The 15571-nt window shown below is 57.1% G+C and carries 14 protein-coding genes; 9 read left to right on the top strand and 5 right to left on the bottom strand.

The features are described from left to right. Positions 1-356: 356 nt before the first annotated feature. Both EQV93_RS21415 and rsd read left to right on the top strand, forming a co-directional pair. Positions 357-800 (top strand): disulfide bond formation protein B, encoded by a 444-nt coding sequence (locus tag EQV93_RS21415; RefSeq protein WP_233609136.1) that lies wholly within the window; start codon positions 357-359, stop codon positions 798-800. 213 nt (positions 801-1013) lie between these two features. Next, positions 1014-1493, top strand: coding sequence for a sigma D regulator (rsd, locus tag EQV93_RS21410; RefSeq protein ID WP_122785356.1), 480 nt, complete (start codon positions 1014-1016; stop codon positions 1491-1493). A gap of 58 nt (positions 1494-1551) precedes the next feature. Here the strand turns inward: rsd and EQV93_RS21405 are convergent, their stop codons facing one another. Then, positions 1552-2217: an FKBP-type peptidyl-prolyl cis-trans isomerase gene (locus tag EQV93_RS21405; RefSeq protein ID WP_240892412.1), complete on the bottom strand. Its 666-nt coding sequence runs from the start codon at positions 2215-2217 to the stop codon at positions 1552-1554. 247 nt (positions 2218-2464) lie between these two features. On the opposite strand from EQV93_RS21405, the gene EQV93_RS21400 reads away from it, so the two are divergent. Further along, a complete protein-coding gene (locus EQV93_RS21400) occupies positions 2465-3472 on the top strand; it encodes an AlgP family protein (protein WP_240892411.1) in 1008 nt (335 codons plus the stop codon). Here EQV93_RS21400 and EQV93_RS21395 read toward each other — a convergent pair. Beyond that, a complete protein-coding gene (locus tag EQV93_RS21395; protein ID WP_240892410.1) occupies positions 3469-3933 on the bottom strand; it encodes a TIGR02444 family protein in 465 nt (154 codons plus the stop codon). The genes EQV93_RS21400 and EQV93_RS21395 overlap by 4 nt on opposite strands. Positions 3934-3983: 50 nt before the next feature. Here EQV93_RS21395 and EQV93_RS21390 point away from each other — a divergent pair, with 50 nt between their 5' ends. The 5 genes from EQV93_RS21390 (at position 3984) to EQV93_RS21370 (ending at position 9750) form a co-directional block, all read left to right on the top strand. Continuing rightward, positions 3984-5894 carry an ATP-binding cassette domain-containing protein gene (locus EQV93_RS21390; protein ID WP_122785352.1) on the top strand — a complete coding sequence of 637 codons (1911 nt, stop codon included), beginning with the start codon at positions 3984-3986 and terminating at the stop codon, positions 5892-5894. Continuing rightward, a complete protein-coding gene (locus tag EQV93_RS21385; RefSeq protein ID WP_122785351.1) occupies positions 5894-6451 on the top strand; it encodes a mechanosensitive ion channel family protein in 558 nt (185 codons plus the stop codon). Before EQV93_RS21390 ends, EQV93_RS21385 begins: the two co-directional genes overlap by 1 nt. Positions 6452-6528: 77 nt before the next feature. Beyond that, entirely contained in the window at positions 6529-7161 is a 633-nt protein-coding gene (locus EQV93_RS21380) for a LysE family transporter (RefSeq protein ID WP_122785350.1), read from the top strand. A gap of 67 nt (positions 7162-7228) precedes the next feature. Continuing rightward, the gene (locus EQV93_RS21375; protein WP_122785349.1) at positions 7229-9127 is read left to right on the top strand and encodes an FTR1 family protein; all 1899 of its coding nucleotides are present in this window, start codon (positions 7229-7231) and stop codon (positions 9125-9127) included. Between the two features lie 170 nt (positions 9128-9297). Next, positions 9298-9750, top strand: coding sequence for a YaiI/YqxD family protein (locus tag EQV93_RS21370; RefSeq protein ID WP_240892409.1), 453 nt, complete (start codon positions 9298-9300; stop codon positions 9748-9750). Here the strand turns inward: EQV93_RS21370 and elbB are convergent, their stop codons facing one another. Both elbB and EQV93_RS21360 read right to left on the bottom strand, forming a co-directional pair. Continuing rightward, entirely contained in the window at positions 9751-10416 is a 666-nt protein-coding gene (gene elbB, locus EQV93_RS21365) for an isoprenoid biosynthesis glyoxalase ElbB (protein WP_122785347.1), read from the bottom strand. Positions 10417-10541: 125 nt separating this feature from the next. After that, on the bottom strand, positions 10542-11162 hold the full coding sequence (locus EQV93_RS21360; RefSeq protein ID WP_122785346.1) for a DedA family protein: 621 nt from the start codon (positions 11160-11162) through the stop codon (positions 10542-10544). Positions 11163-11507: 345 nt separating this feature from the next. Between EQV93_RS21360 and ppk1 the strand changes: the two genes are divergently transcribed. Further along, positions 11508-13745, top strand: a complete 2238-nt coding sequence (gene ppk1, locus EQV93_RS21355) for a polyphosphate kinase 1 (RefSeq protein WP_122785345.1) — start codon at positions 11508-11510, stop codon at positions 13743-13745. Between the two features lie 156 nt (positions 13746-13901). Here ppk1 and ppx read toward each other — a convergent pair whose 3' ends face one another. Further along, positions 13902-15404 carry an exopolyphosphatase gene (gene ppx / locus EQV93_RS21350; protein WP_122785344.1) on the bottom strand — a complete coding sequence of 501 codons (1503 nt, stop codon included), beginning with the start codon at positions 15402-15404 and terminating at the stop codon, positions 13902-13904. Positions 15405-15571 lie beyond the last annotated feature (167 nt).

The following is a 15571-nucleotide window of genomic DNA, read 5'->3' as shown; positions in this document are numbered from 1 at the left end:
AGCGATAAATGAACGCGGTGAGCGGAGGCTATTTTTACAGCCGCTCTCCCGTTCACTGTCTCCTACAGAGTCTTAGCTTAGAGCGAAGGTTGAGTGCAGGAAGTGATACCGCAACAGGTGTAAAACAGGCACCAAATGACGCGTGAAGTTATTTCCTACAGGTTAATAGCATCATGCCTGCAAGATCTGTTTGTTATTCCCTACAACCTTAAAGACGGTTCGCCAGCGAGCCATCTTGAAAGGGCCAATGGCTTTCATCTACCGTAGCCAGCTACCAATTTTGTTACGGAAAAGCCATGTTTTTGGCCTGCTCACGTTTCATTTTTCTGCTTGTTTTCCTTCTTGGCGCTCTCGTCATGGGTGCCTCTTTATTTCTGGAATATGGGCTGGGGTTTGAGCCGTGCCTGCTATGTCAGATCCAGCGCTATTTCTTGTTGGGCTTGTGCATTGTCAACCTGGCAGCATTTATCCACAGGCCACAATGTAATGGCATGAAGGCCTACGCCATTGTGTCCACCGTGTTGGCGCTAGGAGGCGCTGGCAGTGCTGTGAGGCAGGTGCTGCTACAAGGGCTTGCCCCCGAGCAACTTATGTTTTGTCAGCCCGGTCTTGGCGCGATATGGCTCAATCTACCGCTCTCCGAAGTTGTGTCGACAATCTACCGGGGCAGTGATGCGTGTGTGCAGACTCACTGGAGCGTATTCGATCTGCGCGTGGCTGAACTGAGCTTGCTGGCATTTGCCGGTTTAACTGTGCTGAGTGGTTATCAAATTATTCGAGCGCTTTCTTACCGCGGATGACCCGAGCATGTGACGTGGCGTAGCAGCCCAGATTAAACGCTTGTATGAACTTTCTCTCGTGCGTACCTTGAAGACGTCGCCGTGCGGGCATAATCTGGCCCGAACGCATTATTGGAAATATGCCGCCCAAACCAGGTGCGCTTTGCACATTTGGGCTCAGACAGGCTTGGCCATCGCCAGGCGGCCTAAGCCCACAAGGGAAGAGAGATCGTCATGCTCGAGAGTTGCAAGAATGCTCAGGAACGTTTCAATGGCGTCCATAAGCTGATTGATCGCTGGCTTGCAGAGCGAGAACAACTTATCGAGGCGTATGAGGCTGTCAAGCTTGAGCAAAAGAGCTCAAACCCCAAGCGAAAGCCCCAAAAAGATTTTTGTGTGATTTTGGTGGACTACGTTTCCGCAGGCCATTTTGAAATTTATGCAGAGCTGGCTGAAGAAGCCAAAGCATTCAATGATGTTCGGGCACTGCAGTTTGCCCAGAGTATTTATCCGCGAATTGCAGTCAGCACAGAGGCGGCCTTAGCCTTCCATGAGCGCTGTGGTAACGCCCACAACCCTGCTTGCGACAAACTTGCCGCCCATTTCAAAAAGCTCGGCGCCTTGCTGGATGAGCGTTTTGAACTCGAAGACTGCCTGATCGAAGTGCTGCACAACGCGCACAAACAAAAAGAAGTTGAAGCAATACAGGCCTGAGTCCTGTGGCTGTAAAAAAAACGGTGCGCTAGGCGCGCCGTTTTTCGTTCTCCGGGTATCAGTTTCTGCTGTCGAGCAATTCGACTTCAAACACCAGCGGTGTATAGGGCGCAATTAAATCCCCGGCTCCCGTAGCGCCGTAAGCCTGACTGGATGCAATCACCAGTCGCCACTTTGCCCCTACCGGCATCTGTACCAGCGCACTGCGCCATCCTGCAATAACGCTGTCCAGGCGAAACCATTGGGGCTGGGTGCTTTGATCGAACACGGTGCCGTCTGGTAGATGGCCTACATAGTTCACATACACTGAATCCTGCGCACCCGGCTTGGCGCCCGTGCCGGGTTTTAACTCCGTCACAATGACGCCTTCTGACAGTTCTCGCGCATTCGTCTTGCGTTTCTCTATCGCTAAAAAATCACGCTCTGAGGCCAAGGCGATTTCACTGCGTGGTGCCGTACTCGTGTTTTCCGCGTTTGCCTGATGCTCAGTCAGAATCGCTTCGATGCGCTCATCACTCAATGCCAGCTGTTTGCCTTGATACGCCGTGCGCAGACCCTCGACCAATGCCTGGATCTGCAAATCAGGAACCTCGTCACGCAAGCGCTCACCGAGGCTGGCGCCCAGGCTGTAAGCAAGGTCGTGGGCGGCGTCAGGGCCAGGAGGCGAGGCCGCGTGGGCCAACGGTGCGAGGCTCAGTAACGTCAATAAAAGGTAACGCGCCATGGACACTCTCCGGGCTGAAGTGCGCAGGATTATGCCAGTGCACCGTCGTAGAAACGTGTATTTATTCGGGGCTGGCAAACGCGCTGATGGCCCCTGAGAATTGCGCGCGATGATTATTTAAAAAGGATCCGGCACAAGTTTCTAGACGGCATGCAACCCACAGCTATGGTTAGTGTCAAGATGATCTAGCGGCGGTTCCTACAGAGGTCTAGTATGAGCCGCACTCACTTCAGCCAGGAGGTAAACCATGTCGGCCAAAAAGAAGCCAGTAAATACGCCGTTGCACCTGCTCCAACAGCTCTCAGGCAGCTTGCTTGAGCATTTGGAAAACGCTTGTTCCCAAGCGTTGGCTGATGCTGAGAAATTGCTCGCCAAGCTTGAGAAGCAGCGCGGCAAAGCGCAGGAAAAATTGCACAAGTCGCGTGAAAAGCTGCAAGAGGCTGCGCGTGCAGGCAAGTCCAAAGCTCAGTCCAAGGCCAAGTCTGCGGTTAAAGAGCTTGAGCAACTTCTTGATTCGCTCAAAGAGCGCCAGACTGAAACCCGCGATTACATTCAACAACTCAAGCGTGATGCTCAAGAAAGCCTGAAGTTAGCTCAAGGTGTGGGCCGCGTTAAAGAAGCGGTAAGCAAAGCGTTGTCGACACGCGACGCCAAGCCAGCATCGGCTGCTAAAAAACCTGCGCCTAAAGCCCCTGCCAAGGCACCGGCTAAAGCAGCCGCCAAGCCTGCTGCTAAAACACCCGCGCAAAAGCCGGCAGCTTCCCGTGTAGCCAAGCCCGCCGCCAAGCCGGTTGCAGCCAAAGCCCCAGCGACCAAGCCCGCGGCTAAAACTGCTGCAGCCAAACCTGCTGCCAAGCCTGGTACTGCTAAAACGGCTGCTGCCAAACCCGCAGCAGCCAAAGCACCTGCTAAGGCGCCAGTAAAAGCCACTGCCAAGCCTGCGCCGAAAACCGCCGCGGCTAAGCCAGCCGCCAAGCCAGCCGCTAAACCTGCGGTTGCAGCAAAGCCAGCCGCTAAACCATCGGTAGCTGCCAAGCCTGCAGCCAAGCCAGCGGTAAAAGCTGCCCCCAAGCCAGCCGTTAAAAAACCCGCGGCAGCCAAACCTGCCAGCGCGGCGGCCAAGCCGACTACAGCGCCTGCAAGTGCATCGGCTAAATCGCCTGCAGCACCTGCTACAGCGCCAGCAGCCACCACTCCTGCAACATCCCCGGCTAATTCAGCTACGCCAGCAGCAACACCTTCCAGCGCGTCCTAAGCGGGGTCGATTGCGGCGCGCAGTGTTTGCAGCGCGCCGTAATCCGGGCGGTCGATACTGGCCGCCATCATTGCTGGCCAATCGCAGTTGTCTTGCGATTGAGCACGCTGCCATTGCTGGCTCAACGCCTCCAGGCGACTCAACAACGTTCGTTCTGCCTCCAACTCCAATGCTTTGACCTGCACGCGCAACGCTGCCAGCGCCTCATCTTGTGCGCACGTTTCGCGCCACTGTGTGCGCAATTGCCGTAACGGTTGCACCACCTCGCGCTGCCACGGTTCGGCGCAATCCTTTAATTGCTCCATCCGGGCCTCAGTGCAGGCGATGCCACGCTGTTGCAGCCATGCCGCACACAGCAACAGGCACACATCCATGCCTTGGTCTTGCAGGCGCAAACAAGCGTGCTCTACACCCGGCCGGGCATAAAGGTTCAAACAGTAATTCCACAGGTCATTCTGCATAGTGCAATTCGCGCCAGTTGAGAGGGAAGCTGGTAGACTCCGCCGCCATTATGATCCGACTTCAGAACCTGACTTTACAGCGTGGCCCGCAACGTCTGCTAGAAGACGCCGAGCTGACCCTGCACGCCGGCCACAAAGCCGGTCTGGTCGGCGCCAATGGCGCCGGTAAATCCACTTTGTTCGCCTTGCTGCTGGGTGAGTTGACGCCTGATTCCGGGGATTGTCTGCTGCCTGCCGACTGGCGGATTGCCCACATGCGGCAAGAAATCGACACCCTCGACCGCATTGCGGTCGACTATGTGCTCGATGGCGATCAACGCTTGCGCCAGGTGCAAGCCGATCTGGCCAAAGCCGAAGCCGCAGAGGACGGCGCCGCGCTGGCGCGTCTGCATGCCGAGCTGGACAGCGCCGACGGTTACACCGCCGATGCGCGCGCTCGCAAAATGCTGGCCGGGTTGGGCTTCACCAATGAGCAAATGGACCGTCCGGTTGCTGACTTTTCGGGTGGCTGGCGGATGCGCCTGAACCTGGCGCAAGCGCTGATGTGCCCGTCGGATCTGTTGCTGCTCGATGAACCGACCAACCACTTGGATCTCGACGCCATTCTGTGGCTTGAAGACTTCCTTAAAAATTACCCGGGTACCTTGCTGCTGATCTCCCACGACAGGGATTTCCTTGATGCCGTGGTCGATAACATCGCCCACGTGGATCAGCGCAAAATTACGCTCTATCGCGGCGGCTACAGCGCCTTCGAACGTGCCCGTGCCGAGCGTCTGGCTCAGCAGCAGCAAGCCTACGAAAAGCAGCAGGCGCAACGTGCGCACATGGAAAGCTACATTGCTCGTTTCAAGGCTCAAGCGACCAAGGCGCGTCAGGCTCAAAGCCGGATCAAAGCCCTGGAGCGCATGGAAGAACTGAGCGCTGCGCATGTCGATTCGCCATTCGACTTCGTGTTCCGCGAGGCGGTGAAGCTCTCCAGCCCGCTGCTCGACTTGTCCGATGCACGCTTGGGGTATGGCGATAAAACCATCCTTGAGAAGGTCAAGCTGCAACTGGTTCCGGGTGCGCGCATTGGTTTGCTCGGGCCGAACGGTGCCGGTAAATCGACGCTGATCAAAAACCTTGCTGGCGAGTTGGAGCCGCTGTCGGGCCGTTTGGCCCGTGGTGAAAACCTGGTGGTGGGCTACTTTGCTCAGCATCAACTGGACTCTCTGGACTCCAAAGCCAGCCCGTTGCTGCACATGCAACGCCTGGCGCCCACTGAGCGTGAGCAAACGCTGCGCGACTTCCTCGGTGGTTTTGACTTCCGTGGTGCACGCATCGACGAGCCTGTCTTGAATTTCTCCGGTGGTGAGAAAGCCCGCCTGGCTTTGGCGCTCATTGCTTGGGGCCGTCCTAACCTGCTGCTGCTCGACGAACCGACCAACCACCTTGATCTCGAAATGCGTCTGGCACTGACCATGGCCTTGCAAGAGTTCAGCGGTGCGGTACTGGTGGTCTCTCACGACAGGCATTTGCTCAAAAGCACTACGGACGAGTTTCTGTTGGTGGCGGACGGCAAGGTTGAGGAATTCGACGGCGACCTCGAAGACTACGCCCGTTGGTTGGCCGACTATCGCTTGCGCAATGCTCCGACCAGCAATACGCCGGTCAACCCTGACAAGACCGATAAAAAGGCTCAACGTCAGGCAGCGGCAGCGCTGCGTCAACAATTGGCCCCGCACAAGCGCGAAGCCGACAAGCTCGAAAGCGAGCTGGGTAAGGTCAACGAAAAACTCGCGAAGATCGAAACCAGTCTGGGCGACAGCGGTGTTTACGAAGCGGCTCGCAAAGACGAACTGCGTGAGCTGCTGGCCGAACAGGCCAAGCTCAAAGTGCTTGAAGGCCAGCTCGAAGAGCGCTGGATGGAAGCGCTGGAGCTGCTTGAAACCTTGCAAGCGGAGCTGGAGGCACTGTCCTGATGGAATCCCTTGGCTTGTCTGTACCGGGGCAGATGATTGCACCGCTGTGGATTGGCGTGCAGATCTTGCTGATCCTGCTGGTGGGTTACTTCATGCAGCGTGGGGTGGCGCGTTTCCTGACCCGTATGGGGGAGCGTTACCCTTTGCCGCCGCAACTGCTGATCCCGCTGCGTGGTGGGTTGCGCTGGCTCATCATGGGCAGCGCACTGATTTTCGTGCTCGAACGCCTCGGTGTTTCGGCCACGGTGTTGTGGACAGCCCTTTCGGGCTTTGTCGCCGTGGCCGCGATAGCCTTCTTCGCGATGTGGAGCGTGCTTTCTAACCTGTTGTGCGCTGTGCTGATCTTCACCGTCGGGCCCTTCCGGATCGGTGATGTGGTGGAGCTGCTCGACACCCTCGACAAGCCGGGCGTCAAAGGCCGTGTCGTGGCCATCAATCTGCTCTATACCACTCTGGTCGAACCTGTAGAGGCCGGCAGCGGTAGCAGCATGGTGCAGGTTCCCAACAGTTTGTTCTTCCAGCGCTCGGTACGCCGCTGGCGCGAAGGCGACGTCTAACGCCGAACCCCAGTTGATTCTTCCCAAGTGGCGCATTAGCTTAGTGGACTTGTTACAACAATTGTCCGGGGTGCGATATGTCGCTGGAAACGTGGTTAGCTTTTTTCGCGGCCTGCTGGGTAATCAGCCTGTCGCCGGGAGCAGGGGCGATTGCCTCAATGTCTTGCGGTCTGCAATACGGCTTCTTGCGGGGCTACTGGAACGCGCTGGGCCTGCAATTGGGGCTGGCCCTGCAAATTGCTATTGTCGCCGCCGGTGTCGGGGCCATACTCGCTGCGTCATCCACCGCGTTCTACGCGATCAAATGGTTCGGTGTTGCCTACCTCATCTACCTCGCGGTCAAGCAATGGCGTGCGCTACCCGCCGACCTCAGCGATGACACCACCATACGCCCCATCGGCAAACCCCTGGCACTGATGTTTCGCGGGTTTCTGGTTAACGTCAGCAACCCCAAGGCCCTGGTTTTCATGCTGGCGGTCTTGCCTCAATTTGTAGATCCGCACGCGCCGTTGGTGAGCCAATACCTGACCCTGGGCGTGACCATGATCTGCGTTGACCTGATTGTCATGGCCGGCTACACCGGGCTGGCCTCCAAAGTGCTGCGCTTGCTGCGTACCCCCAAACAGCAACGGCGAATGAACCGCACCTTTGCGGGTTTGTTCGTAGGGGCAGCCGGTTTTCTAGCGACATTGCATCGCGCCACCACTTAAAAATCTTGAGTCGCGGTCATGGGAAGTGAACAATGTGTTACTTCTCATTTCCATTCCGGAACAATTCATGACCGCCCGCTCGCGTTTCTTGACCTGGCTGATCGTGCCAGTGCTCGCGTTGTGCAGCTTTAACGCATCTGCCAACTCCCCCGAGGGCGCCTCACAAGCGCTGCACCTGATCGACTACATTGGGGCTGACTATCCGCCGACGGTTGAAGATGGCAATGTCATCGACGAGACCGAGTATCGCGAGCAGTTGGAATTCTTGTCGGTGCTCAAGGGCTTGATTGCCGACTTGCCAGATCGCCCTGAGCATGCCGAGCTGGTGCAGGGCGTCAATGCATTGCAGGCCGCCATTGAGCGGCATGACGATGGCACCAGTGTGGCCCGCGCCGCGCGTCAGCTAGGGGCCAAACTGGCGGCGGCTTACGAAGTCAGCCAAGCACCCGTTATCACCCCAGACCCGGCTCGTGGCGCGACGTTATATGCGCAGCAATGCTCGGTATGCCACGGCCAAACCGGTGCGGGCGATGGCCCGGCCAGCGTCGGCATGACACCGCCACCCGCCAATCTGCGCGATGCGGTGCGTCTGGATCGTCTGAGTCTTTACGCCATTTTCAACACCTTGACCCTAGGCGTTGAAGGCACCGACATGCCGTCGTTTGCCGACCAACTGGACGAGCGCCAGCGCTGGGATCTGGCGACCTATGTCGCAGGGCTGAGTGCCGATCCGGCAGCGGCCAAAGCGGATAAAACCTACAACCTTGCCGACCTTGCCCGTCAAACACCCAATGAAGTGCTGGCAGCCGAAGGCCCGCAAGCGGCGGCAACCTTCCGCGCCCAACGGGCCCAGCCACCGCAGGTCAAACGTGGTCCGGCGCAGTTGCTGGACTACACCGGGGCAACCCTCGACAAAAGCTTGGCCGCTTACCGCGAAGGGGATCACGAGCAAGCGTATGACCTATCGGTAGCCGCGTATCTGGAAGGCTTTGAGCTGGTTGAAAGCTCTCTGGACAACGTTGACAGCACTGTGCGCAAAAATACGGAAAAAGCGCTGATGGCGTATCGGCAATCGTTGCAGGACGGGCTGCCGATTGCACAGGTTGAGCAACGCCTGGAGGCGGCTAAAGCCTTGCTTAAAGAGTCGGCCGGATTGTTGGGCAGCGACGGCCTGAGTTGGTCATTGAGCTACATCTCCGGTTTATTGATATTGCTGCGCGAAGGGCTGGAAGCGATTCTGGTGCTGGCGGCGATTCTTGCATTCTTGCGCAACACGGGTCAGCAATCTGCGGTACGCAGCGTCAACGCAGGTTGGGCGTTGGCATTGGTGGCGGGTTTGGCAACGTGGGCCTTGGCTGCCTATGTGATCGACGTCAGTGGTGCCCAGCGAGAGCTGCTCGAAGGTTGTACCGCCTTGTTCGCCAGCGTCATGGTGCTGTGGCTGGGTGTTTGGATGCATGACCGGCGTCATGCCGCGGCGTGGCAGGATTACATCAAAAGCAGCCTGGTCAGCGGTGGCGGTCGATTTGGCTTTGCCATTCTGGCGTTCTTCTCGGTTTACCGAGAACTGTTTGAAGTCATCCTGTTTTACGAAACCCTGTGGCTGCAAGCCGGCCCGGCCGGGCACAATGCCGTGCTCGCGGGTGGTGCAACCGCATTAGTGCTGTTGGTCGGTCTGGCCTGGGTCATTCTGCGCGGCTCAGCCAAATTGCCGCTGGCGCTGTTTTTTGGCATCAATGCGGCATTGTTGTGCGCCTTGTCAGTCGTGTTCGCGGGGCATGGAGTGAAGGCCCTGCAAGAAGCCGGTATTTTCGGCACGCGGCCCGTGGCGTTCTTCGAATTTGATTGGCTGGGTATTCATGCGGACGCCTATTCGCTGGGCGCACAAGTATTGGCGCTGGCGGCGATTGCGGTGCTCTTCGGGCGCAGCAAACTGGCTGAAAGACGCCGGGTGAGTGCCTCGTAGCAGTTGCCGGGGGCGACGTCCGATTGCGTAGCGATCGTAAACCCTGAGTTCCAGGTTTCCCGGCACACCGAGGACCCTGGCTTTACGACAGCTTTGCTGCCGGACGCAGCCTTCGGCAGCTGCTACGGACGCCGGTTGTCGGCCCATTAATCACATCAGGAGTACCCACCATGCGTGTCTGGATCGACGCAGACGCTTGCCCAAAGGCTGCGAAGGATCAAGTGATCAAGTTCGCTCTCAAGCGCCACTTCGAGGTGGTGCTGGTGGCAGGTCAGAGCCAGATCAAGCCCACGTACGCTCTGGTCAAACTGATCGTGGTGCCCAGCGGCCCCGACGCAGCGGATGACTATCTGGTGGAGCATGCCGTACCCGGTGAGTTGGTAATTTGTAGCGATGTGCCGCTGGCTGACCGCTTGGTAAAGAAAGGCGTGGCGGCACTGGACCCTCGCGGCAAAGAGTTTGACCCGCAGAACATGGGTGAGCGGTTGGCGGTGCGTAACCTGTTTACCGACCTGCGGGAACAGGGCCAGATGGGCGGCGGGCAGGGGGCTTATGGCGAGCGCGAAAAACAGGCGTTCGCCAATTCACTTGATCGGATTCTGACCCGACTGATGCGGGGCTGATTATTCCTGTTGAGTCAGTTCCAGTACACGGTCGACCATTTTGTTGATGCCTGAAGCCGCTTCGCTAATGGAGTTGGCGAGCATGTAGGCGGGTGTGCTGACGAGTTTTCGAGCGCTGTCTTCAACGATTTCAGACACGTCACACTCCTTATGCTCGCCGCCCATTTTGCTGATAGCAGCCGCTGTGTCGGCGTCTTTGCCAATGGTGCAAATCACACCCGGGCCATAGATTTTGGCGGCAATGGCAGGTGAGATGCACATCAACCCAATCGGCTTTGCGGCTTCGGCAAACGCTTCGGCCAGTGCCAGCACCTCAGGTTGTACGGCGCATTCGGTGCCCTTGAAGGCGAAGTTCGACAGATTTTTGGCTGCACCAAAGCCGCCCGGAACGATCAACGCGTCGAACTCTTCGACATTGGCCTCGCTAATATCTTTGATATCCCCACGGGCGATACGCGCCGACTCAACCAGGACGTTGCGCGACTCCGGCATTTCTTCGCCCGTCAGGTGGTTAATCACATGATGTTGCGCAATGTTGGGTGCGAAGCACTGAACCTTGGCACCGCGTTGATCCAGGCGCAGCAAGGTAATAACGCTCTCATGAATTTCAGCGCCGTCGTAGACACCGCAACCGGAGAGAATCACGGCAACTTTTTTCTGAGTCATATGGGAGGTCTCCTTTGGACATGGCCCTAATGTCGCCGGATTCGGCGCGTGAAGCTATAGGGCTTTGTACACCGCCAGCGCTTGCATCATCAAGGCGGCGGTGTCATCCGGGAGAGTTGACAGGTCTATTCGGAAGGCGGGGTGTCAGTGGTTGCAGCGGCTTTGTTTTTTTCTTCCAGAGCCGTCTGTTTTGCAATACGGGCATTTTTGATGCGGCGGCGTATCCACAGGCACACACCGAGCAGAAGCAGAGCGCCAAGCACCCATAGCTCGTACTTTTTAACGCTGCCCAGCAGGCCCTCAAGCACTGCTCCGAAGTGGTAAGCCGCGGTCGCCAGCGCGATGGCCCAGATGGCCGCGCCAATACCGTTGAGCAGTAAATAGCGACCCGGCGGATAGCCGGACAGGCCAATGGCCACAGGCATGACCGTGCGCAGGCCGTACACGAAGCGGAAGCTCAGTACCCAGATGTCGGGATGCCGGCGGATGTGCTCCAGCGCCTTGTCGCCCATCAGCTGCCAGCGCGGCTTGCGCGCCAACAATTTGCGGCCGTGTTTACGCCCCAGGAAATACCACAGCTGGTCGCCGGCATAGCTGCCGAGGAACGCCACAATCATGACCAGTTTGAGGTCCATGTATCCGCGGAACGCCAAGAAGCCTGCGAGAACCAGAATGGTCTCACCTTCAAAGAACGTCCCCAGAAACAGGGCGAAGTAGCCAAATTCTTGAAGAAATTGTTGGAGCATTGTCTGGAAGCTGGCGAAATTGAACGCGCAGCCTACGCCTTAAGGCACGTTCAGGAAAGTCTCGGAAGGTCTCTTGTTGTTAACAATTCCTACAAATGATGTCTATTTGACCTACATCATAGGCGTTGTCATCTAGTGTTCATGGTGCGTCGGTATAAAGGGCGCGCGCAGGTGCGGGCGTGTTTAACACGAACAAAACCGACAAATCGTCCTCTAACAGGCTCTGACTCGCACAAAGCACCTTCGAGCGGTTTAAACCCACCGGCGTTGGTGGCATTCTGGCAGCTTGACCGCATGCGCCGCTTAACTGTTACGAGAGTCAACCCGCTCTTACAGGAACATTCAATGAATACCGAAGGACTGACAGAAATCGCTGCTACCGAGGCCCAGCCTATGGTTGAGCCGGCCCCGCAAACGCCAGCCGCCCAGGACACCCAAGCTCCGGCGGTGGCGGAAACACTTGCGGCGGCGCACCCAGTGATCGCCATTCCGAGCCTGGATGACAGCAGCCTGTATATCCATCGCGAACTGTCTCAATTGCAGTTCAATATTCGCGTGCTGGAACAGGCGCTGGATGAGTCCTATCCCTTACTGGAACGGCTGAAGTTTCTGCTGATTTTCTCCAGCAACCTGGATGAATTTTTTGAGATTCGTGTCGCAGGCCTGAAGAAACAGATCACCTTCGCCCGTGAGCAGGCGGGCGCTGATGGCTTGCAGCCGCATCAAGCGCTGGCGCGGATCAGTGAGTTGGTACACGGTCACGTTGATCGCCAATACGCGATCCTCAATGACATTTTGTTACCTGAACTCGAAAAGCATCAGGTGCGCTTTATTCGTCGGCGCCACTGGAATACCAAGATCAAAGCATGGGTTCGCAAATTTTTCCGCGACGAAATCGCACCTATCATCACGCCTATCGGCCTGGATCCGACGCACCCGTTTCCGCTGCTGGTTAACAAAAGCCTTAACTTTATTGTTGAGCTTGAAGGTATTGATGCCTTTGGCCGTGATTCGGGCCTGGCTATTATCCCGGCACCGCGTTTGTTGCCGCGAGTGATCAAGGTGCCTGAAGAGGTTGGCGGTACGGGGGACAACTATGTGTTCCTGTCGTCGATGATTCATGCCCATGCCGATGACCTGTTCCAAGGCATGAAGGTTAAGGGCTGCTATCAGTTCAGACTGACCCGAAACGCAGACTTGTCTGTCGACACGGAAGACGTAGAGGACCTGGCCCGCGCCCTGCGTGGCGAGTTGTTCTCTCGTCGTTACGGCGATGCCGTGCGTTTGGAAGTGGCGGATACGTGCCCTAAACATCTGTCCGATTACTTGCTCAAGCAGTTCAACCTGCACGAAACCGAGCTGTATACGGTCAATGGCCCGGTCAACCTGACACGACTGTTCAGCATCACCGGGCTGGATAGCCACCCGGAACTGCAATACACGCCATTTACACCTGCGATTCCCAAGCTGTTGCAGAACAGTGAGAACATTTTCAGTGTGGTGAGCAAGCAGGACATTTTGCTGCTCCACCCATTTGAGTCGTTTACCCCGGTAGTCGATTTGTTGCGTCAGGCGGCCAAAGATCCGCATGTGCTGGCCGTGCGCCAGACGCTCTATCGAAGCGGCGCCAACTCTGAAATTGTTGATGCGCTGGTTGATGCTGCGCGCAACGGCAAAGAAGTGACGGCAGTGGTTGAGCTGCGTGCGCGCTTCGACGAAGAGTCCAATCTGCAACTGGCTAGCCGTCTACAGGCTGCCGGTGCGGTGGTTATTTATGGTGTGGTCGGTTTTAAAACCCACGCCAAGATGATGCTGATTTTGCGTCGTGAGGCGGGCGAAATCGTCCGCTATGCGCACTTGGGCACGGGCAACTACCACGCCGGTAACGCCAAGCTCTACACCGACTACAGCCTGCTGACGTCGGACGATGCGCTGTGCGAAGACGTTGGCAAGCTGTTCAGCCAATTGATCGGGATGGGTAAGACGTTACGCATGAAAAAGCTGCTGCATGCGCCGTTTACCCTGAAAAAAGGCATGCTCGACATGATCGCCCGCGAAACGCAGTTCGCGGTGGAGGGCAAGCCTGCGCACATCATTGCCAAGTTCAACTCGTTGACGGACCCGAAAATCATTCGGGCGCTGTACAAAGCCAGTCAGTCGGGCGTGAGAATTGACCTGATTGTGCGTGGAATGTGCTGCTTGCGACCTGGGATTCCAGGCGTTTCGCACAATATCCACGTACGCTCGATCATTGGTCGCTTCCTGGAGCACACACGGGTGTTCTACTTCCTCAATGGCGGCGAGGAGCAAATGTTCCTGTCGAGTGCTGACTGGATGGAACGCAACCTCGATAAACGCGTGGAAACGTGCTTCCCGGTCGAGGGTAAAAAGCTGATCCTGCGGGTTAAGAAGGAGCTGGAGTGCTACCTGACGGACAACACCCACAGCTGGATTTTGCAGTCCGACGGTCGTTATGTGCGTAACACACCGACCGGCAATCAGAACCCGCGTAGCGCACAGGCTACCTTGCTTGAGCGTTTGAGCCTGCCGGTGTTGACGGTCAGCACCGGCCCGTCGGTGTAAAGGCCCAGCTCCGTAGCAGCCGCCGCAGGCTGCGTCCGAGTGCGAAGCGCTCGTAAACCCTGAAGTCCCGGTGAATTTGAAACACCGCGATATCAGGCTTTACGGCGGTTCCACCGCCGGACGCAGCCTTCGGCAGCTGCTACGGGACGCAGGTTTTCAAGACACCGTCAGCACAATCCCGACTCGGGTCAGCCATTGTGCTTCTTGCTCGAAGTCGGCTTGAGTCAGCGGGTTTTGTGCCAGCCAGCCCTCTGGGAATATCACTTCAAGGTGGTCGCCGTGGGCGCGCAGTTTGACTTGCGACGCCTCCTGATTACCCCGGATGTGATAGAACAGAATCGCAAAGCGCAGCAGCACGCACAGGCGAATCAGCTTGATGCCGTCTTCGCCAAATTCGGCGAATTTATCTTTTGGAATGTTACGTCGATGGCCGCGCACCAGCAGCGCGAGCATTTGCTGGTCTTCGCGTGAGAAACCGGCAAGGTCGGAGTGCTCGATCAGATAAGCGCCGTGCTTGTGGTAGTGGTAATGGGCGATGTCCAGACCGACCTCATGCACTTTGGCTGCCCAACTCAGCAGCTCACGCCACACACCGTCCTTGAGGTCCCACGATTTGGCCACTTGATCGAAAGCCCGCAGGGCTTTGGCTTCCACCCGCGCCGCCTGTTCGCGATCAACGTGATAACGATCCATCAGTGAGCTGAGGGTGCGCTCACGAACGTCTTCGTGGTGATGGCGACCCAGCAGGTCGTACAGCACGCCTTCACGCAGAGCGCCGTCGCAGTGGTCCATGCGTTGCAGTTCAAGAGAGTCGAAAATGGCTTCAAGAATGGCCAGGCCCGCCGGGAAAATAGTCCGGCGATCCGGTTTGATACCTTCAAAGTCGATTTTGTCGACTTCGCCCAGCTTGAACAGTTTGCGTTTTAGCCAGTTCAAGCCTTCAGCATTGACTTCGCCACTGCCGTGCCCACCCGCCTTGATTGCCAGCCCGATGGCCCGAACAGTGCCCGAAGAACCGATGGCTTCATCCCAGCCCAAACGGTGCAGCGCGTTTTCGATGCTCATGATTTCGAGGCGCGCCGCAGTGTAGGCCTGAGCGTACCGCGCCGGGGTGATCTTGCCGTCGCGAAAGTAACGCTGAGTAAAACTCACGCAGCCCATTTGCAGGCTTTCGCGCAGCAGTGGCTCGAAGCGCTGGCCAATAATGAACTCTGTGCTGCCGCCGCCGATATCGGCGACCAGGCGTTTGCCCGGCGTGTCTGGAAGGGTATGCGACACGCCCAAATAGATAAGACGGGCTTCTTCGCGACCGGAAATAACTTCAACGGTATGGCCCAGGATTTCTTCGGCGCGCACGATAAATTCATGACGGTTACGGGCTTCACGCAAGGCGTTGGTGCCCACGATACGCACGGCACCCAGTGGCATGCCGTTGATCAGTTGGGCAAAACGCTTCAGGCAATCAAGCCCGCGCTGCATGGATTCTTCGTTGAGCTTGCGCTCTTCGTCGATGCCCGCAGCTAACTGAACCTTTTCACCCAGACGTTCGAGAATACGGATTTCACCGTTCTGCGCTTTTGCCACCACCATATGAAAACTGTTGGAACCCAGATCAATGGCGGCGATCAGGGGCGGACTCTTGGCTTGGGATTGGGGCATAGTTGAGAAGTCTCGGTCGATAACGTCGCCATCGTGCCACGATCAAAGGCTCGCGCCAACGCGTAGTGTCAGATGCGTTGATATGGAACACGTAAGCAAAGACATTAGCTGTTCCCGGATAATTCGTTTTTCTTATTATCGGATACGAAAATGCCTACGCGATGTGG

Source organism: Pseudomonas sp. TMW22091, assembly GCF_022496705.1.
In the GTDB taxonomy this organism is placed as follows: Bacteria; Pseudomonadota; Gammaproteobacteria; order Pseudomonadales; family Pseudomonadaceae; genus Aquipseudomonas; species Aquipseudomonas saxonica.
Note: the sequence above shows the minus strand (reverse complement) of the source record. Positions and strands in the feature narration are given on the sequence as shown.